This window comes from Candidatus Gracilibacteria bacterium (assembly GCA_010119145.1).
GTDB lineage: Bacteria > Patescibacteriota > Gracilibacteria > BD1-5 > UBA6164 > JAACSU01.
Map to the genome: position 1 here is coordinate 48,722 of JAACSU010000009.1, position 20,224 is coordinate 68,945.

At 32.6% G+C, this 20,224-nt stretch carries 16 protein-coding genes and 2 pseudogenes; 7 read left to right on the plus strand and 11 right to left on the minus strand.

Annotation, left to right across the window (positions count from 1 at the left end):
* Positions 1-75: 75 nt before the first annotated feature.
* The 4 genes and pseudogenes from GW846_05385 (at position 76) to GW846_05400 (ending at position 3,991) form a co-directional block, all read left to right on the plus strand.
* A complete protein-coding gene (locus GW846_05385) occupies positions 76-1,278 on the plus strand; it encodes a prepilin-type N-terminal cleavage/methylation domain-containing protein (protein ID NDK10180.1) in 1,203 nt (400 codons plus the stop codon).
* Between the two features lie 5 nt (positions 1,279-1,283).
* Positions 1,284-2,573 carry a prepilin-type N-terminal cleavage/methylation domain-containing protein gene (locus GW846_05390; protein ID NDK10181.1) on the plus strand — a complete coding sequence of 430 codons (1,290 nt, stop codon included), beginning with the start codon at positions 1,284-1,286 and terminating at the stop codon, positions 2,571-2,573.
* 10 nt (positions 2,574-2,583) lie between these two features.
* Positions 2,584-2,685 (plus strand): annotated as a pseudogene (locus GW846_05395) (prepilin-type N-terminal cleavage/methylation domain-containing protein).
* Positions 2,686-3,895: 1,210 nt separating this feature from the next.
* A pseudogene (locus GW846_05400) lies at positions 3,896-3,991 on the plus strand (prepilin-type N-terminal cleavage/methylation domain-containing protein).
* A 1,268-nt stretch (positions 3,992-5,259) separates the two neighbouring features.
* Here GW846_05400 and GW846_05405 read toward each other — a convergent pair.
* The 6 genes from GW846_05405 to dnaG all read right to left on the minus strand — a co-directional run bounded on the left by GW846_05405 (position 5,260) and on the right by dnaG (position 10,803).
* Positions 5,260-5,442, minus strand: coding sequence for a hypothetical protein (locus GW846_05405; protein ID NDK10182.1), 183 nt, complete (start codon positions 5,440-5,442; stop codon positions 5,260-5,262).
* Positions 5,443-5,518: 76 nt separating this feature from the next.
* The gene (gene frr, locus GW846_05410) at positions 5,519-6,064 is read right to left on the minus strand and encodes a ribosome recycling factor (GenBank protein NDK10183.1); all 546 of its coding nucleotides are present in this window, start codon (positions 6,062-6,064) and stop codon (positions 5,519-5,521) included.
* 52 nt (positions 6,065-6,116) lie between these two features.
* The gene (locus GW846_05415; GenBank protein NDK10184.1) at positions 6,117-6,626 is read right to left on the minus strand and encodes an adenylyltransferase/cytidyltransferase family protein; all 510 of its coding nucleotides are present in this window, start codon (positions 6,624-6,626) and stop codon (positions 6,117-6,119) included.
* Positions 6,626-7,558 carry a manganese-dependent inorganic pyrophosphatase gene (locus GW846_05420; protein ID NDK10185.1) on the minus strand — a complete coding sequence of 311 codons (933 nt, stop codon included), beginning with the start codon at positions 7,556-7,558 and terminating at the stop codon, positions 6,626-6,628. Before GW846_05420 ends, GW846_05415 begins: the two co-directional genes overlap by 1 nt.
* Before the next feature lie 24 nt (positions 7,559-7,582).
* Positions 7,583-8,656, minus strand: coding sequence for an RNA polymerase sigma factor RpoD (gene rpoD, locus GW846_05425; GenBank protein ID NDK10186.1), 1,074 nt, complete (start codon positions 8,654-8,656; stop codon positions 7,583-7,585).
* A 482-nt stretch (positions 8,657-9,138) separates the two neighbouring features.
* The gene (gene dnaG, locus GW846_05430; protein NDK10187.1) at positions 9,139-10,803 is read right to left on the minus strand and encodes a DNA primase; all 1,665 of its coding nucleotides are present in this window, start codon (positions 10,801-10,803) and stop codon (positions 9,139-9,141) included.
* Positions 10,804-10,931: 128 nt separating this feature from the next.
* On the opposite strand from dnaG, the gene GW846_05435 reads away from it, so the two are divergent.
* From GW846_05435 to GW846_05445, 3 genes are all read left to right on the plus strand, one after another.
* Positions 10,932-11,285 carry a YraN family protein gene (locus tag GW846_05435; protein NDK10188.1) on the plus strand — a complete coding sequence of 118 codons (354 nt, stop codon included), beginning with the start codon at positions 10,932-10,934 and terminating at the stop codon, positions 11,283-11,285.
* Positions 11,286-11,387: 102 nt separating this feature from the next.
* The gene (locus GW846_05440) at positions 11,388-14,153 is read left to right on the plus strand and encodes a prepilin-type N-terminal cleavage/methylation domain-containing protein (GenBank protein ID NDK10189.1); all 2,766 of its coding nucleotides are present in this window, start codon (positions 11,388-11,390) and stop codon (positions 14,151-14,153) included.
* 3 nt (positions 14,154-14,156) lie between these two features.
* The gene (locus GW846_05445) at positions 14,157-15,683 is read left to right on the plus strand and encodes a type II secretion system protein (protein ID NDK10190.1); all 1,527 of its coding nucleotides are present in this window, start codon (positions 14,157-14,159) and stop codon (positions 15,681-15,683) included.
* A 39-nt stretch (positions 15,684-15,722) separates the two neighbouring features.
* Here GW846_05445 and GW846_05450 read toward each other — a convergent pair whose 3' ends face one another.
* Genes GW846_05450 through GW846_05470 form a run of 5 tightly spaced genes read right to left on the minus strand, consistent with a single transcriptional unit; the run spans position 15,723 to position 20,222 of the window.
* A complete protein-coding gene (locus GW846_05450; GenBank protein NDK10191.1) occupies positions 15,723-16,256 on the minus strand; it encodes an AMMECR1 domain-containing protein in 534 nt (177 codons plus the stop codon).
* Between the two features lie 9 nt (positions 16,257-16,265).
* On the minus strand, positions 16,266-17,015 hold the full coding sequence (locus GW846_05455; protein ID NDK10192.1) for a hypothetical protein: 750 nt from the start codon (positions 17,013-17,015) through the stop codon (positions 16,266-16,268).
* A 10-nt stretch (positions 17,016-17,025) separates the two neighbouring features.
* Positions 17,026-17,487 carry a signal peptidase II gene (gene lspA / locus GW846_05460; GenBank protein ID NDK10193.1) on the minus strand — a complete coding sequence of 154 codons (462 nt, stop codon included), beginning with the start codon at positions 17,485-17,487 and terminating at the stop codon, positions 17,026-17,028.
* On the minus strand, positions 17,472-18,809 hold the full coding sequence (locus tag GW846_05465) for a radical SAM protein (protein NDK10194.1): 1,338 nt from the start codon (positions 18,807-18,809) through the stop codon (positions 17,472-17,474). Before GW846_05465 ends, lspA begins: the two co-directional genes overlap by 16 nt.
* A gap of 24 nt (positions 18,810-18,833) precedes the next feature.
* Positions 18,834-20,222, minus strand: coding sequence for an NOL1/NOP2/sun family putative RNA methylase (locus GW846_05470; protein NDK10195.1), 1,389 nt, complete (start codon positions 20,220-20,222; stop codon positions 18,834-18,836).
* Positions 20,223-20,224 lie beyond the last annotated feature (2 nt).

The window sequence follows — 20,224 nt, forward strand, 5'->3', positions numbered from 1 at the left end:
ATGTCAAGAGGTTCTTCTTTACCAGAATGTAAAAGTTATTACAATAAAGTTATATACCTTATTCTATGTACCTTTATGAGACAAAATAAAAGCGGATTTACGTTTGTAGAACTTATTGTTGTCCTTGTTATTATTGCAATACTATCTACTATAGGTTTTACTGTTTATGAATCCTATCTCTCAACAGGTAGGGATACTAAAAGAATTATTCAGTTAGATTGACTTCAAAAGAGTCTTACGAGTTACGCGAGTCGATCAAAACTTCCGCTTCCTGAAAATAGTTTACAAATTAGTTTCTCAGGAGCTGTATTTATATATCAAGGAGAAATTACGAATGCAATAGCAAAAACCATTTGATTTGATTGAGATGTTGAGGATTCTCACTTAGGTATTAATCCTATATATAGTCTTTCAAGTAATCGAAAAGACTTTCAAATAATGTCATATCTGGAAGAGGGGCTAACAACTCAGAATTTAACTCCAAATTCTTATGCTGCTGTTGGATATGAAAATCTTTATATTAAGACTATTTGAAAACCAGTATGAATTTTACTTGATTCTGATTCAAATTCACCTATTAATACAATTCCACAATACAGTTCGCTATGAATTTATGATATTATTTCTTGAACTTGAAATATTGATGTAGTATTATCTGATTCAAATTATTTTGAAGCTACTTCTGAAAATATTCTCCAATTAATACCAAATCATAGCTGTAAAAGAATTCTTGAAATGTGAAACTCTAGTTGAGATGGGATATATACTATTTCACCAAATTGAAGTAGTAAAATTCGAACTTTCTGTGATATGCGTACTGATTGAGGTGGTTGGACACTCTTATTGAATCATGATGTCAATGCTTGAGTATTTCCAGATAATGCACAAGCACTGAGTAATGATATATGAAATCCAACTAGTTGAAAATATTCTATCTTAGATCAAACACAGTATTTTAAAAAAGATAACATGTTTACTTTTTGGATACATTATCCAGAGTTGGGTGATTCTACCTCATGAAACTTTTGGAGCCAGCAATCTAATCCAACAGTAAACCCTTGAACTTCAACTGGTTGAGTAACTTGATATACTCCAATAAGTATAGATTACTCTTGAAGTTGATGGTGAGGACTTGAATATAATGGTACAAGTACTCTTGCTGATTGAAATGTTAATTCTACGGGTTGGTTTTATGCAATTGGAAATAAAACCTTATGGAATTGATGAACTCCAGGACCCACTGCTGCAGTTAAAAAAGTACAATTGTATATTAAATAAAACTTATGAAACATATAAAAAAAGGATTTACACTTGTGGAGCTTATGGTGGTCGTAGTTATTCTCAGCGTGTTAGCTACTGTAGGTTTTATTTCATACGAAGCGTATTTAGTAGATACGAGAGACAGTAAGAGACTTGCTCAAATAACGGGACTCAGAGATGGTCTACGACTCGCGACGACTAAATGATCACTTCCTATTCCTGATGATGCTGTTGAAATTCGCAATAATAGTACAACTTTTTTGTATCAATGATATGCTTGAGAAGATGTTTTAAACTCTATTTCATATAGTGATAGTACCGTTGATCCTCTCGATGAGACATACTATACTTATATGCTCTCTGATAATAGAAAAGATTTTCAGATTATGTGATTTCTAGAAAAGTATAACCAAGATGTTATATCTCTTAACACTCAAAGCGTATTTGCAGCTGTTAATTATTCTCAGAGGTTTCCAAATACAGTGGGGAAGAAACTTTGAATTTTGTTACAACAACAAACAAATACTCCACTTCAAGAAATACCTGAATATGCAGGAACTGGATTTATAGACTTACAAAATCCAACTACTAATTTATTTGATGCATATATTACTGATACGTATATTATATCTTGAAAAGAGAATGATCTCATTTGAATTATCCCTTATACAACCTGTAAAAAAATAGCTAACAATGGTGGAAGTTATGGAAATGGGATTTACAATATTAACCCTACGGGACTCAACCCATTTGAAGTATACTGTGATATGGAGATAGATGGTGGATGATGGACTTTAATTTGAAGAAGTCATGAATCTGCTGCTCCTAACGACTTTTGATGGCTTTCAAAAAGAGGGACTGTGAGAGATAATAACTCAGCATATTCTCTCTGAGTTGATTCTATAGAAACGAACTTCTCTGAAATAATGATTAGTTCCTACTCAAGTTGAAAAAATATATCCTATGCTGCTAAAACTTCTGTTGATCGAAGTTACTATAAAAATACAGCTAATTATAAAACATTTTCACGTTGAGTATGATGTACAGAAGTCTTTCCGGTTACCTCTTGGAGGAGTCCTTGTGACGCAACATGAGTTGATGGAAAAGCAACTGAGCATAGCGCATTAGTATTTTGGTGATTTTTTAACTATAGTGGATTAGATACCGTAAATGATTCACATTTTTACTTTGATCATTTTGCAAGAAATAGCCCAACCTTATTTTACTGACTTTATGCAAATGGATGGAATAAAGAAACATGAGATGGACTAGGAGAATTGTTTTGAAAACAAGGGATGGTATTTGTAAGATAAAAAATAAATTATGTATAGAAATATAAAGGCATTTACATTTGTTGAGCTCATTGTAGTAATTACAATTTTAGCAGTATTAGCGACTATTGGTTTTGCGAGCTATCAATGATACATATCTGGGAGTTATGATTCTAATAGAATCGTACAACTTAATGATGTACATGATGGATTGGAGCTACTCACTCTTTCAAGCAAACTCCCATTTCCTGCTAACGCAGTAAATATCACAATGAGTGGAAGCTCATATACATTGCAGGGAGATGTCGATGAAAAAATGATTCAGGCTATAGATTATAATGGATGAGGCTTTGATCCTGAGTTTAATATTCCTTTAAGTATTATGTTGGCTGATAATTGAAAAAATTTCCAATTATTAACGTATGTCTCTGACATTCAACTCCTGAGTAATACTCCTGTTTGAAAAGCTAATGCTGCTGTTGTGGAATATTGAAACCTCTTTCCTAAAACAATTTGAAAACCACTATGAATCAGTGTTGATAAACTTACTCAGACACCAGTTCATCGTTCAGATCTACCAGTTAACGATACGTATGATGTGGTAAATGGTCCTTGAGATGTCATTATGTATATATCAGATAAGCAAAAATTAGATTCTTCCAAAGATCTTGTAAGTATTCTTAATACAACATCTAGCTGCAAGAGAATTCAAGATTTATGAAATAGTAAAGGGAGTGGAAAATATGTATTAGAGCTTACAAATGCACTTAAAAAAGAAGTATACTGTGATATGGATTTTGCTGGTGGAGGTTGGACTTTGGTTTGAAGAAGTCATGTTAATGCCGCACCATTAAATTTTGGTTGGATGATTGAATATGGAAGCTTAAATAATGATAATGATAAATATTCACTGTGACCAACGGTTCAGTCTTTGGGTTTTTGAGAAATAATGGTTTCTAGTTATATAAATTCTAAGCGTCCAGATAAGGCAGTTGTCATAAGTGTACTTGATGACTATATTCTAAATCCGAGTAATTTTGCATCATCCAGTATTACTTCAAATTGTAGAGAATTTAGCCAAGATGGCTGAGATTGGAATAGTTCATGTGATTTAGAAGATGATTGACTTAATTATGCACATGCCAACTGGGGATTCATTTCCTACAGAGATACTGAACCTAAAATATGATTTAGAGATGAGGGTTTTTATTTAAGATACTACTGAAATCCCACAAATTCATCGGATGTTACTTCTCTTTATTGATTACAAGTTAATGGATTTAAGGGATGAGTGACTAGTTGAGAGTCAATTTGAGATTTAGCAGGGAAACCAGGAATGATTTATGTACGATAACTATTTTTATATGAAAAAATGATTTACTTTAGTAGAACTCATAGTCGTTATTACAATAGTCGCAATCCTATCAAGTATTGGATTTGTTGCATACACAGATTATTTACTTTGAGTACGAGATTCAAACAGAATTCAACAAGTAGCAAATCTCTACAACGCTTCAGAGCTCTATACAGCACGAAATCAGTTTCCTCTCTCACAGTGAACTAAAACGATTGAATATGCTGGAACTATTGCCTGATATCAATGAGATATAAATCAAGATACTCTTGATGTTATTCGATATTCTGATGGTGGAGTAGATCCCAGGACAAAAGAATTTTTTACATTTTTCACAAGTGTAGATAGAAAGAGTACACAAATTTTAACATTTTTAGAAAATGAAGACTCTCTTAATGTTTGATTCACTCAAAACACGTATGCACTCTGAGAATGATTGTACCCATACGTATATTGAGCTGAACTAGGTGTCCTAATAGATACGAGTACCAGTATTCCCATACATAGAAATCCTAGCTATGCAAGTGCTTCAACTATTGATATAGGAGGAGCATCAAATGATCTTGTTGCAATCCTAACTAATTCAAGGCTTTTAAAAGGTGGGAGTGATGAATTTTTGTGACTCATACCAAACTCGACATGTAAGTCTCACAAGTTATCTCTACCTTCTGCTGTAAATGGACTCTATATAATAAACCCTTCTTGAAAGAAAATTATTCAAGTGTATTGTAACATGGAGCTTGATGGTGGTGGATGGACTCTTGTTGGACGTACAAGTGAAGGTGACTCTCTGTATCAAGATTTTTGATGGATGGTTGAATGAGGGAGTTTAGATAATGAGGTTATTCCATATTCGCTATGATCAGAATCTAAAAATTTAAATTTTTCTGAAATTATGTTAGCTTCTTACACAACAGGAAAAACTATAGATTATGCTTTAAGTGTTGAGATAAGTGATACACTTTATATAAAAGATGCGAGCCAATATGCAAGTGCTAGTTCTACAGTTCCTGGCAGTTGTAGAGAATTATTTCCTGTAACTACTTGGGCTAGTGCTTGTGATAATGAGGGGACAACAGGCTACTATGTCAGTAGATGGGGAAATATTGATTACACAGATAGAGAAATTGCTGATTGAGGGAGAGTGAGTGGACATAGATATGAATGATATTATTTTAGATATTATTCATCTGCTGTGAATTCTTGAATAGATAATGGAAAAAGTTTATATTGATTGAGGTCAGATAAATTTAATAGCTGAGTTGATTGAGATCTAGCTTGAAAAAATGGTATGATATTTGTGAGATAGAAGAGACTCAAAAAAACTCTTCAGCATTGGCTGAAGAGTTTTTTTGTAAGTAGAATCCAAGAAAATTATCCTTTTTTAATTTCTTTCATTTTTAAAACCTCGTGTTTTCGAGTTTTTGGATTATATTTTCTGAGTTCTGGACCTTTTTTACCAGCTTCAAAATTCTTTTTTTGGATATTCGTAGAGTGAACCATATTTCCAGTTTCTGTAGAGTAATATGCTACATAAGTTCTTTTTCCTTTTGCCATTGCAATGATATTAAGATTAAATTTGTTGTAAATCTGCCCGATTATATAAGAAATTGTGTGAAATACAAATATTTTTTTATACTTTCATGATGTCAGATTCTTTCTTTTTTGCGACTTCCTCTACTGTTTTGTTAGCCTCATCGATGAGTTTTTGTAAATCACGTTCTAGATCTCGAGCGACATCTTCAGAGATTTCTTTATCTGTTTCTTGCCTTTTTATCTTTTTAAGATAATCACCTCGTACATTTCGAACGGATACTTTTCCATCTTCCGTAAATTTCTTTACTACTTTTACCATTTCTTTTCGTCTCTCTTCCGTCATTGGAGGTATTCTAATAAGCACAGAGTCAGCTTGTGTTTGAGGGTTTAAACCTACTCAGGCATCTGTTATAGCTTTTGCAATCGCGTGAACGATACTCTTATCCCACGGGGCAATCGAGAGTGTTTGGTTATCTAAAATATTTACAGAGGCTATATTTTTAATTGCTTGTAAACTCCCGTATTGTTCTATCATTATTCATTCTACGAGTGCTGGATTCGCTCTTCACATTTGAAGCTTAGAGAATTCACTCTCTAGGTGTGAAAGAGCCTTTTCTAAATCTTTTTTAGCATCTTGGATCATATATTTTTGTCTATTTATATAAAGTATAGCTGCATTATAGCGAATAATGAGCTTAAATCAATTTTTCTTTTTTAAGAATTTTAAGAGTAGCTTTTCAGAGAAACTCACTGAGTTTAGAAATATTTTTATCTCTTATCCAATCTCGAATCTGTGTTGCAGAAATAGGAAGGATACTTCTAGGTATTTCAAAGATATCTATATCAAATGGGAGGAGGTTTCAAAGTTTTTGTAGTACTAAAACTGCAGAATCATTTTTTTTATCTCAGCAATACACTTCTATATGAGTAGATTCCTTCGGAATGTACTCTAAAATCTTAGCAATCCACTCTGTATCGCTTTTATAATCTGGAAGATTTTGAATAATTAACCCTCTATTTTCATACTCTGAGTTCATTATTTGTTTTCTGAGTTCAAAACTATAGGGATTTTTTTCGTCTAGTGTTTCTGATGAACCAATGAGCACAATCGTTTTTATATTTTGCTCGAGAGATTTTTGAATGAGAAGCTTATGTCAAATATGCAATGGTTGAAACCTGCCAATTATCAGTCAGTATTTTTCCATTACCGTGCGTTAAAATACTCAGTGAGTTGAGGGATAATTTGTTTTTTACGTGACAGTCGAGCTCAAAGATTTGCTTCATTATTTATAACGCTCGAGTCAAAAACCGTTTCAATTATTTCAGAATCTTTTCCATCTAAAACAAGGGTCGTATTTATTTCTTGAATGATATCTACGATACTGAGCATGATGAAATCGAGTTTTTGATTCTCTTTAATATTTTTCATTCAGACAAGTATTTCTTCTTTTCTTGCTAAAATATTATCTGGAGATGTCGTCTCAACTGTTCCACATCCTATATTTGAATCTCATGCTTCAAATATTTTATAATCTGATGTTATTATTTCCTCAGCTGATACATCTCATAAATCAGATTTAGCTTCAAACATCGGCATTGCAAAATCACTGAGGTTTGAGATAGCAGTTATTTTTTGTAATTTTGCAGCAATGACTTTATCCTCTTCAGTCGTTGTTGATGATTTCCAGAGAAGTGAATCAGACATAATACACGCAAGCATCATAGTTGCAATATCCTGCGATATTTCATAACCTGCTTCTATATACATCTTATACAAAACAGAAGCTGTAGAGCATAGAGGCTCAAGTCTCATAAAGAGAGGAGTATTACTTTCAAAATTAATTTTATGGTGATCTACAATATGACTTACTCTCACGTTGGTGAGATTATCAATACTTTGAGACGCTTCATTGTGATCAACGAGACAGACATCAATGTTAGTATCTAATTGTGTAACTATTACAGGCTCTGGTATATTATATTTTTCCAGCAGAAAAAGTGTTTCTTTATTGAGGCTTCCTTGAATATATGGAGTTGCTAAATATCACTTTTTGTTCAAATAATCAGCCATAATGATAGCCGAAAGAGTACAGTCAGTATCAGGATTTTTATGTCCTATAACAGAAATTTGAGTCATAATATTGTGTGAAAAATGTAGTGTTTAAAAGAATTTAATCTTGTCAGCATTTGGATGCTCTTTGAGTTTTTCGAGGGTTTTTGCTTCAATTTGTCGAATACGTTCTCTTGTAACTCCAAACTCTTTTCCAACCTCTTCAAGCGTGTGAACATCTCCTCATTCGAGTCCAAAACGCATTTTGATAATTTTTCTTTCTCGAGGAGTGAGGAAATCTAGCATTTCATTAAGATTTTCTTTTAGGAGATTCATATTCGTTTGCTCATCTGGAGCCATTGTTTTATCATCTTCGATAAAATCACCAAGAGATGTATCTTCTTCAGAACCAACTGGAGCATCAAGAGAGAGAATATCCTGAGAGATTCTCATTATTTGACGAACTTTTTTGATATCCATATCAAGTTCTGTTGCAAGTTCTTCCATAAGTGGTTCTCTTGTGAGTTCTTGAGTGAGACGTCTATAGGTATGTGTGAATTTATTGATGGTTTCGATCATATGAACGGGAACTCGAATCGTTCGAGCTTGATCAGCAATAGCTCGAGTTACCCCTTGTCGAATCCACCATGTCGCGTAAGTAGAGAATTTGAATCATTTTGTCGCATCAAATTTATCTACAGCTCGAAAAAGTCCAACATTTCATTCTTGAATTAAGTCAAGAAGTCAAAGACCTCGACCCATATATTTTTTTGCAATAGAAACAACCAGTCTTAGATTCGCTGCTGCGAGTGTTTTTCTAGCTTCTTGATCTCCTTCCTTGATTCTACGACCGAGTTCTACTTCTTGTTCTCCATTCAGGAGATCAACACGACCGATTTCATTGAGGTACATTCTGATAGAATCGTCTGAGATTTCTGAGAGTGAAACCGCTCCACTATGATTGTCCTTTTTTTCTTTTTTTCAATCAGTAAAGAGATTAGATTTATCTAAACTATCTACAACATCAATTCCAATCGTCATGAGTCGAGAATAGATTTCATCAAGCAAATCAACATCATCCTCAGCATTAGGGATTGCGTTCATGAGCTCATCTTGAGTGATTCTTCCGTCAACTTTTCACTTTTTCATGAGTTCTTGAATCTCTTCAGGCATATCCTCAAGCATATCATCAGGAATCTCATTGTCTATGAATTTTTGCATTCATTTTCACACTCTTCGTTTGTCTTGATCACGTTCTATGGGCATTCTTTTGAGTCCTTTTTCTTTTTTTAGGGCTCAAATCTCTTCGAGTGCTTCAACAACGACATCATCATTTACTTCTCATGATTCGATTTTAACAGCAGCTTCTTCAGCTTCTTTTTGTTGTAGTGCTTCATCTTGGGTTGTAAGACTTTGCATTGCAGCTCAGAGAGTGTCGAGATCTATTTCTTGTATCTTTGATTTGATATCATCTTTTTTTGGTGTAGCCATATGTGATTGTAATATTACAGAAAAAAGCTTCTAGAGAATCCTAGAAGTATAAATGTGGTGTGATATACTTATAATTTCGTATATAGTTTTTAATTGAATTTGAGAAATACTATCTCTTTTTCGTGATGTATTCTATGAAAAACGTCTAAAAATGCAAGAGATTTTTTTTGAATTCTCTATTTTAAATTATGCTTTTTTGCTGTTTGTAATAGTTCAGAATATTTTACAAGAGCCTGAGAATCTCACTGGTTAATTTTTTGTTTATATTTTTCTGTGAGTTGTTTATAAAAAATTCTATTTACTTGCAGTATAGCAGAGTGTAGGGCTCAGAGCATATCCTCTGGATTCGTGTATTTTTGAGAGTTTTGAAAGTTTAATGCTTTGAGTGTTTCTTTTTTTTGTAAGTCAAGTGAAGAGAAAAATTTTTCAGGATTCTCAAGTGCTGATTCAAGTACAGAGCTTTTGGCTTCAGGGAATAGTAGTCAGTTTGTTACTATTTCAGCAGCATCATAATTGTCATATACGAAACTCAGAAGTATTTCATCTGTAGAAAGTTGTATTTTTGGAGCTTTTTCTGCGACCTCCTTTTGAGTATTTCCTCTTTTTTTATACATCTCATAAATAAGAGCAAGGGGAGTTTTACTCAGTTTTGATATTTCTTGGAGGTACATATCTTGTTCTATAGAATCAGAATAACTCGAAATAGTTTCAAATATTTCACTCAAAAACTTCTTCTTTTCGTCTATACTTTCTAAATTATAGCTTGTTTTTTGAATGAGATATTGAATTGGAGTTATTGCTGAATCTATAAGTATTTGGAAATTTCATCCTCATTCTAAAAATTCATCTGGATCTTTTGCTCAAGATATTTCTATTATTTTGACCTCTAGTCCTTTGTTTTTTAGGAGCTCGAGAGATAATTTAGTTGCTTGTTCACCAGCTTTGTCATTATCAAAGCAGAGATAAATTTTATGCGTGAGTCGTTTAATAATGGTGATGTGTTTTTCTGTGAGTGCGGTTCCTGAAACGGCTACGGTTTGTAAAAAGTTGTATCTATGAAGCGCTATAGTATCCATGTATCATTCAGTCACTATGATTTGATCTGATGTGGAGATAGCTTTTCTTGCTTTGTAGAGACCATATAAAATAGACGATTTATCATAAATATCACTGGCTGGTGAATTGAGATACTTAGGTTCTCACGATCAAATAATTCTCCCAGCAAAAGCAACAGTATCACCTCTGAGATTTTCAATTGGGAAAATAACTCTTCCTATAAATTTATCCTTTTTTTGTCTGATATCGAGAAATATATGTGATTGCTCGATTTGTTCATCCTGATATCATTTGTCTTTGAGATAGTTATAGAGGGACACTCAAGAATCTGCGTATCAAAAAGCAAAATTTATTATATCATCTTCACTGAGACCTCTGTCCATGAGGTATTTTTTTATTTCCGGATTTTCTTTGAGTGACTTTTGATAATACACACTCGCATCTTTATACAGTGAGTAGAGGTTTTTTTTGATTTGGATAACTTCTTTACTTTCAGTAAATCACTGTATTTCTCTTCCCGTGATATTTCATAGGATTTGAACAGCTTCACGAAACTCAGTTGCTTCCATATCCATAATAAACTTTACTGGTCACCCTCATCTGTGACACCCAAAACAATAGGCTATTTGTTTTACAGGACTTACCACAAAACTCGGAGTTTTCTCGCTATGACCAGGAAAAGGACAATGAGCTTTGTAACTTGCTCCTGCCTTTTTAAGTCTCGTATATCTCCCAACAAGATCGACGATATCTATACTTTGTTCTAAATCATCTACGAAACTCAATAGCTAATTTTAAATATTATTTTTTCTATTTTATAGATATATTGAAGATTGTAAACCTCTAAAATATTGCGAATATAAAACTTTTGTATATATTTTGAGTATATAAATAAAAAATATATGAAAAATATATGAAAAAAATATGAGATGAAGGGGAAATTATTGCCATTAAATATCTACAAAAACATGGATTTGTTATAAAAGACACCAATTTCAAGTTCGGAAGATTTTGAGAAGTTGATATTGTTGCAGAAAAATGATCGAGATATTATTTCATAGAAGTAAAATATAGATCACATACCTTATTTTGACTTCCAGAAGATGCAATAATAGCTCGAAAGTTGCGAAAATGTCTGAGAACCATGCAATTTTACTGCAAAATACATAAAGTACCTCTCGAAAATATACAGTTTGATGTTATCACTATACTCAGAGAAATAAGTTCGCACAAAATTACGCATTACAGAAATATAGAAATGTACTAATACAACATATGAGTTATTTCGCAATCAAACTTAGCAGTCATTATTACCTTTGAACCCAAAAATGTAGTAATATATCTTAAGTATTTAGCGATAACCACCAATATGAATAAATATTCTTCAAAAAAAGCAGTGACACTTTTAGAGCTCGTAGTCGTTATGACTATCTTTTCAATTTTATCTACCATTGGTTTCATTTCTTTTTCTAGATATACCTCTGAATCTAGAGATACCGCTCGTTTAAAAGATATATCTTCCGTCAATTCAACCTTGAATATATTTTTTGCACATTCTGGTTATTTTCCTGAGCCAACCGATGCAGTTGAAATAACATTTGATGGTGCTGTAGCATGGGTCCAATGAGTTTTTTGAAAAAAATCATGAGACGAAACGGGGAAAATTTTTGGTGACTTAAAAGATCCATTGTATGGGAACCAATATACATATTCAATTACTAAAAATAAAAAGGAATATCAAATAGCTTATGTTTTGGAATGATCGAAACAATCATGGATGGATTTGACACAGCAATCAACATTTAATTTTAAAGACATTGATCCACTTGTGTCTAAAACGTACGCAGCAGGATTTTATAACCCTGGATTATTAAATCCTACAATTTGGTTAGATGCTGATGATGTAAATGGAAATGGAGATACAACTGATAATCCTGCAGATGGCTCTGTGGTAACAACATGGGTAAACAAAGGTACCAAGGGTATCACGTGAAATCCGACAGTCACTCATGGGCAAGTAACGTATACGAAAGATTCAGTAAATAATATAAATGGTATATTTGTAGAAAAAGCAGATGGACTGCGATTTGATGGATCTAATATCTCACAATGAGAAGTCTATTATGTATTGCATGATTCTGGGGGAAAAGCTAGTGGTATAGCATTACAGGGTACCAATAAAGGTTATATAATTGGTTCATATTCCAATTATAGAAATGCTCTTAAAATTTGATCAACACCGTCGCATATCAATACAGCACCTGCCATTAAAAATACGAATAAAAGAGCTGCATTTTTCTATTCTTTTGTTACCGATGGGATAAATTATGAGTTTTTAAATAGTTGAAATTTAATATCTCAGTGAGCTACAAATCCAATCACAGGTGTTACTTGGGCACTTAATAAGGCTGGATGATATAATAAAAATAATGAGCTCGCTGATTGGGGAATTTGAGAAGTTATAATATTTGATACCACTCAATCAGATGATGTCAGATTTCAAATGGAAGGGTATCTTGCACATAAATGGGCTTTGGTAGATTATTTACCAGCTGATCACCCATATAAGAATGAAGCCCCAGTAAATAGTTGAACTGAACCAGTTCCAGTTTTACCGGAAATTGAATCAAGCGAATTTCCCAATAGCTCTGTTTTTGTACAGGGGAATTATAATAGACTCTTTACTCACGGACTTAATACGGCTGGAAATCATGTTGTTTTTACAACCCCATCTATCATTGCAAGTGATATCTCAAACACAGATTTTATCAATATCATACAAAATAATAAATTAGTATATACTTGATACAATAATGCTCCATCATCGTACACAGCGACAAATTTTAAAAGCTCTGGTTGATTTAATTTACATCTAGAGTCACCAATTGCTTTCTCTTGATCAAAAGACGATATCTCTTCCTATAAATGAATCAAAGAAATTGACGGAGTGCTAAGAACTTCGTATCAACACTCTTCAATTTATAAAGACTTTTCCAATTATTTTGATAATTATGGAACGTATTATGTTGAAAATCTTCTGTCAGAAGTAGTAGGTATAAATCCTATTAAACCGTATTTCTGTAGTGAAATACTCGATCAAAAACTTATTTATAATATTGCTCCCGAAGCATCAGTAGATGCGACTCCAACAAGCCCGGATTCTTGAGTGCAATGACCTGGTGGAATAAATAATCAAGTAAAACTTACTGAATGAAATCTCAACTTTGAGTATCAAGCCAATCAAAAAGGGTGATATATAGAATTGAGATGGGATAATGCAGTCCCTTTATGATTTTTAAGAATATATAATACGATATCAGATTTATCTTGAGATATGTCGAAAGCTGAAATTCAACTCTTTACGGAGTACAATGATCCAATACCAGTATATACTCATACTCTTTGGGATACATCAGAAGATTATATTATAGATTTAGACTTAGCTTGAATTGGAGAATTACATGATATAAAATTACTAAAGATTTTTGCTGCAAATTGAAAAACTATAACTATTAGAGAGATAGAAGCCTACGCATGAGGGGATATTAAATCTTGATCATATACTGTTGATAGTGATGGAATTGGTGGAAAATTACCATACAAGGTGTATTGTGATATGACTACTGATTGAGGATGATGGACAAAAGTGTGAGATAATTTTATAGACCACTGAGACTTTGCATTATTGCAAGACCCAAATAGTTTTGGATGATATGTATCTACTTGATCAGTTAACAATATTTTTGAAAACAGTGTACGAAGTGATCTTACTCCTCCAGCTACTACTCCAAACTCAAATATACTTCGACATGAATGATGAGTTAATTCATATTATGAACTAACTTTTGATGAAATTCCTTTTGTAGAAAGCGCTTCTGAAATCAGACTATCTGCATCCATTAAATGAACAACACAAACTCCATTTTATTATAGTATGAAGTATGAGGGGCAATCTGAGATAACATATCAGGCATTCTCTGATGCAAGCAATGGATCAGTTTGGAGAGATGATACATTACGAATCCCCATCACTGGTATTTTAGAAAGCTTCAGTTGGAAAATTTGAAGATGAATTAATGGGAGTACAACTCCAGTTGATTTTACAAATTTATGATTTGAATTATTTTATAAATAAAACATGAATAAAAAAGCATTCACACTCGTAGAACTTTTGGTTGTAATGACGGTACTGAGTATATTAGCAACCATATCTTTTATTTATTTTTTTAATAGTTTTGCAGAAACGAGAGATTCTTCACGACTTTCTGATTTAAATAATATGGTGACAAACTTAGAGTTGTATTATACTCAAGAGTCCAAACTTCCTATTCCTGATACTCCAGTTGAAATTGAATATCAATGATCAGTTGCTTGGACTCAATGATTATTTTGATCTGGAGTTGTGAACAAAATAAAAAATTTCTGACTCAATATACCAAAAGACCCAAAATTTGAAATTGAGTATGCATATTCAGTAACAAATAATGAGAAAGAATATCAAATTTGAGCACTATTTGAAAAGCTTAAATCTGATGATAGTCAGTCTTGAATAGCTCAAACAAATTCCAGCATCCCAACAGCTTTAGTTAAATGAAATTTTAATCAAGTAATGGTGAGAGCTATTGTTTGAAGTGATTATCACTATATTGCCAGCCCATCAATTATTGCAAGTGACTTATCCTCATTGAATATAAATGATATTATTACTCAAAGAAAATTGGTTTATAGTGAATTTTTTAATCTCCCAAGTAGTTATTTTTGATTAGTTGAGACAAATAATTGATTTAATTTTAATGTAAGTGATCCAATAATATATACAGGGAGTGTAAGTAATCCTAAGACCAAGGATGGACTTGATCAATTTGTAAATAAATTAAGATATATTTACGCTACTACTCCCACTGAGAGTTTTGATAAGTATATTTCATTTCTTCAAGAGGATTGAGTTAATAAAATAAAAAAGTTTTTAAAAAAGCAGTATAATGTTGATTTTCCATATTCATTTAGTTGTAATGGTTTATTACTATCTGGTGACGCTTTAGAAAACTGATTTTATAATATTGATCCTGATGGAGATGGCCCTCTGCCAGTGCAAGAAGTATATTGTGATATTTGAGATGATAATAAAGCGTGGACGAGAATTGACGGAAGTCACTTAGGTCCTGTAGATGGAACGTTTTGAACCTGAACTGACATATCTACGTATTACCATACACTTTACAACACCTATGGAGATACATCAATCATAAGTTTAGCAAATCCAAGCTCATCATGATTTGTGTGACATTTGGTATGAGACCAACTGAGTAACTACGAAGTCCATTTTGATGACTTCACGGTTGTAGATGCGTGAGATAAAATTCGTATGACTTTATGGGTGACAGATGAATCAGACGGTTGATGGTCCAACACTACCTCATTAAACCCAAAAGCTTCATACATGTTCCACAATCGAATATATTATACTGACGGAACATTCTCAATTAATTGAGTTGAAAAAGTTCTTGAAACAGTGAATATTTGATGAAAAGTTTGGAAAAAAATAAGAGTAGAACATATAGTGAAAAAAACACCTCAAAGTTTTGCGTGGTATATCTGATTAGATGCGGAGGATATAAAAGATTTATATTTTTCTTGAGTAGAATTAGAGCTCTATCGATTCTAATAATTATTAAAAAAAGTCCCGAATGAGTCGGGGCTTTTTTTAATAATTACTTTCAGAGATAGTAGAAATAGAGTAGATAATATAATCTTTCTCATCAAACTTTTTTTCTTGTAATTTATTTTTGAGTATTTCAATGAAATCAGAACCAGTGAGTATTTTAGGAGATATGTTTGGAAGAATCACAGCGAGTTTATCATAATCTCTTTTTATTGCTATCACTCAATACTTTACAGGATCTAGATTCATCATCTCTGATTCTGATATGACCTTTCTGTCCTCAATAATATCAAGTCGAAATTTGAGAGATTCAGCTTCCGTGAGCGTAAGTGGTTTAAAACGTTTGTCTGTTGTAAGTGCTTCTATTGTATTTTTATAAATATCTTGAGCCATAGTTCAAGATATTTCTTTTATGTTTCCAGCAGATCCATGCACATCTCAGCTTAAGTAGAGCGTAACAAAACTACATCACTTTTTTTCTATATCTATATTATGACTCAGAGTAAGTTCTTCAAAAAGAGGTTCTCTCATTTTTTTGAAATACAAAGAGAGGGTTTGTTCTACGATTTCTTTCATAGGAGGGTATTAGAGAGTATTTTTTTCTTCTTCAATTCGCATGTCTTCGGCTTCATTTTTTTCTATTTGGTAGAATATATCTCAAAGTTGATCAAGGTTTGAAAAGAGATAATACTTATAATATAAGAGCTCAAAGAGTCCTTTAAAAAATATCAGCAATGTGTTAATAATAGGGAGCAGTATAAGGAGAGACAAGAGTTTTGCGTATCCATTTTCAATATTTTGAAATATAAATACTACAATGATACTAGTAAAAAATAGTCCTACAAAACTTCCATAAAATCAAGTCAAAATGTATCTATAATTTGTCAGTATTTCCAGTAAAAGAGAAGTTCCAAAAGTAAGAAATATAGTATGGACGATAAATATTGTAAGAATATTTTGGTAATCAAGAAGCCCCATATAAATATAGAGAGGAGTGACACAGAGGTACATCAATATTCCAAAAAAAGCTATTTGTCCATAGATGACAGTATTTTTTTTATATCGTTCGTTATCTATGAGTGTGAGTATTTTTACCGTTAAAAATACCATTAACATCGTACTAATAAATGTTATAAAAGAGAGTATAAATGGGAAAAGAGGATTTGTATCAGATATGCCTATATTTGATGAAAATGCAGCAGGAATATTGATTACAGTCGATACAACAAATACTATAAATACAATTAGGATACTCGCTATAAATCCAGAGATAAGGGCTCAAAGAGAATTAAGTGCAATATCTTGTATTGTTATCTTTCTTGGTCAAAACGACATTTTTTAATAATTATGGAGTATACTTCCAGTAATAATACGCAAGTCATAGGGCTCACAAACTTATAAAACTATCAGCAAGATTAAATATAGCAAATCATTGGAGTGATATAAAATCAGTTACATAGCCAATAAATATTCTTTCCCATGCATTTCAAAGAGCTCAAGCAAAAATAAGAGCAAAAGAAAAATGTAGGAGGGTATTATCTTTGTGTGATTCGTACTTCCAATAATAGTAAAAAATTCAAAAAATCAAAGCAAGAGTCACTATTTTAAGCAAGATTCATTCTAATGGAATAGAAAAAGCTATTCCTGTATTTTGAGCATACACCAATGAAAGAATATTTGGTATAATCGTAATCTTTTGTTGCAAATAATACAGTGCATAATACTTTGTGAGGGCATCTAGAATCACTAAGACACATACTCATGGTATCAATACCGGTAGAATGTATTTATTTATATGAGAATTCATTGTATGATATTATTTCTTTGTAAAGTCCCTGATTCCAGTCTAAAATTCGTTTCATTTGCTTCGATATAATTCTCAGTCCAACCTGAGAATGTATCGCCTCTCACTTTTTCAACGAGTACTTGAAATCGTTTTCACTTCTCAGAGGCTAGGAAGTCACTTCTTACCGTGTCAGCAAGAGTCATAAGTTCCTGCATTCGTTGTTTTTTTATTTCATCTGAAACCTGATTTTTGAACTTCCCAGCTGGTACAGATTCTCACATAGTATGAGCTGAAAATGGAAAAGCGTGGACTTTTGTAATATTGAAATCCTTCACTAACTTATAGGTATCTGTAAAATCCTCTTCTGTTTCTCATGGGAATCATACTATGAGATCAGCTCAAATACTGATACTTACTCCATCGTCCCTTTTAATATCCTGAGTTTTTTGTAATAAATCTCGCATATAAGCTCAGTCATAGTGTCGAGCCATAGACCGTAACACATCTGTTGATCCACTTTGAATAGAAAAATGAAAATGAGGATAGATTCGAGTATTCCCCAGTATTTTTAACACTGCATCATCTACAAACTCAGGACCAAGAGAGGATATTCGTATTCTCGGAATACTTGTATTTTCTAATATGGCTTCAAGTAGTTTTGCAAACTGTGATCCTTGTCATTTTTGACCGTTTTTTTCTAAACTTTGAGAGAAATTTTTTGTTTCATGGGTATTTTGTAATCCCCAGGCTGAGAGATTCACTCACGTGAGGACGACTTCTTTTCCTCACTCTTGTTCATATTCAAGTATTTCATCTATTATATCCTCACTTGACCTATAGTAATGTCGACCTCTTTTTTGGACCGTAAGACAAAAGGTACAATAACTGTCACATCCTCATTGAATCAGAAGATATTTCCGAGTATAGATGCTTGAGTTTTGTAATTTCTTGAGTTTAGAGAGATCAATTTTTGTTGTAGATTTTGATGATTCGTCTCTTTTAATTTCCTCAGCTCGCAGTGACACTTCAGCAGAGTTTTCCTGCGGAGCTTCATCGAGAACTTCTATTTTTTCTTGAAATCCTGCTAAACTTGGATACAAATCAAAAAAATCATCTTGAGCCTTTCAATCTTTAAAAGCTCCACATCATGAGATATAGACTTTTTGCTCTGAATCAAGGATTTCTACTTCTTTTTTTACAAATCGTACCCACTTTCTCTTTGCACTATCTGTTACGACACAACTTGCTACAAAAGTTCCAGATTTATCACTGAGATACTCTGAATTCAGCCACTTATCAGTATAGTATTTGTTGACCTTGCAGCCAAAAACTTTGTATTGCATTTTTTTTCTTCTTATATCTAAAATCTATTTTCTCATAAATCTACTTTCGAGTAAACTTTTTGCTACTGTTCATTTCATTTTTATAACTCCAGCTGGAATATCTCAGATATATACTTGGTAATAGTTGTTATTATCTGAAATATTTTTACTTATAGAATCTATAATTCACTCAGTTTCTTGTCATTTGAAGAGGCTATCTATTTCTGAGTCACTCACTTTAATCGAATTTTTTGAAAATATTCAAAAATGGGTTCACAAGAAAAAGTTAGGTTCAAAGACTCCGTTATCTAGTTTCCCAATTTTTACTCCTACTTTGAATAAAAAGAAGTTTTCCCAGAAAAAGTCTATATTTTTTTCAGTATAATATATCTCATTTCTATAGGTATAAAACTTACCCGTAAGGAGTAATCCAAAAGTATGTAACAGGAAGGTCTCAATAATCTTAGAATCAGTATTTGAGACTCTTTCAAATCACTGGATATTTTTTTGAAGCTTTCTTTTTTTTGTTGTATCTGGAAAGGGAGTCTTTTTCCTCAATTTTACGACAAAAAATCATCAAGTTTTTTCCTTATGTGGCCACGCTCGGATGAGAGGTTTCGTCAAATCATCTGAGAGAGAGACAACGTTAAAATGTTCACCATATTTGCCAGTAAGCTTATTAATGATTTCTTCATTTTCAAGTCTATTAAGCGTACAGGTTGAATAGACGAGTTCTCCTCACACCTTAAGTGAAATCATTGCAGACTCAAGTAGTTGAAATTGGAGCTTTGCTATTTTTTTAATATTTTTAATATTCCAGTATTTGAGAGCATCATCAGATTTATAAGCTGTTCCTTCTCCACTGCAGGGAGCATCCAGTAATATTTTATCAAATAATTCTTCGTAATTTGCAAAGAATCTCCCGTCATAGTTTGTTACAAAGACATTTTTAGTACCAAGTCTGTCTGTATTTTCATGGAGTTGTCGCATTCGAGATTTATCTATCTCATTTGCGATTATAACTGAGTTAGGATAATACTCAGCGAGTTGAGTTGTCTTTCCTCCAGGGCTCGCTGACATATCCAGAATAGTATACTCAGTCTCATCTACTATATCATCACTCAGATAATAGGGTGAGCTTGAAGCTGCGAGTTCTTGGATATAGAAGTATCCTGTTATATGTTCGAGGGTATTTCAAAGAGCCAGTGAAGTATCCTCTCTATCTATATAAAATGTATTATTTCAAAGAGGAGTTTCTGAAAGTTGCCAATTATTTTTTAGAGCCAGAAGTTTGAAATCTGAAACAGATATTTTATTTATATTTACTCGGAGAGTTTTTTTAAGAGGCTGAGTTAAGGCACACGAAAACTCCGTCATTTCGGACGGAGAAAACTGGAATGTTTCTTGTATGTAATCGAGAAAGTCTTGTTTCATAG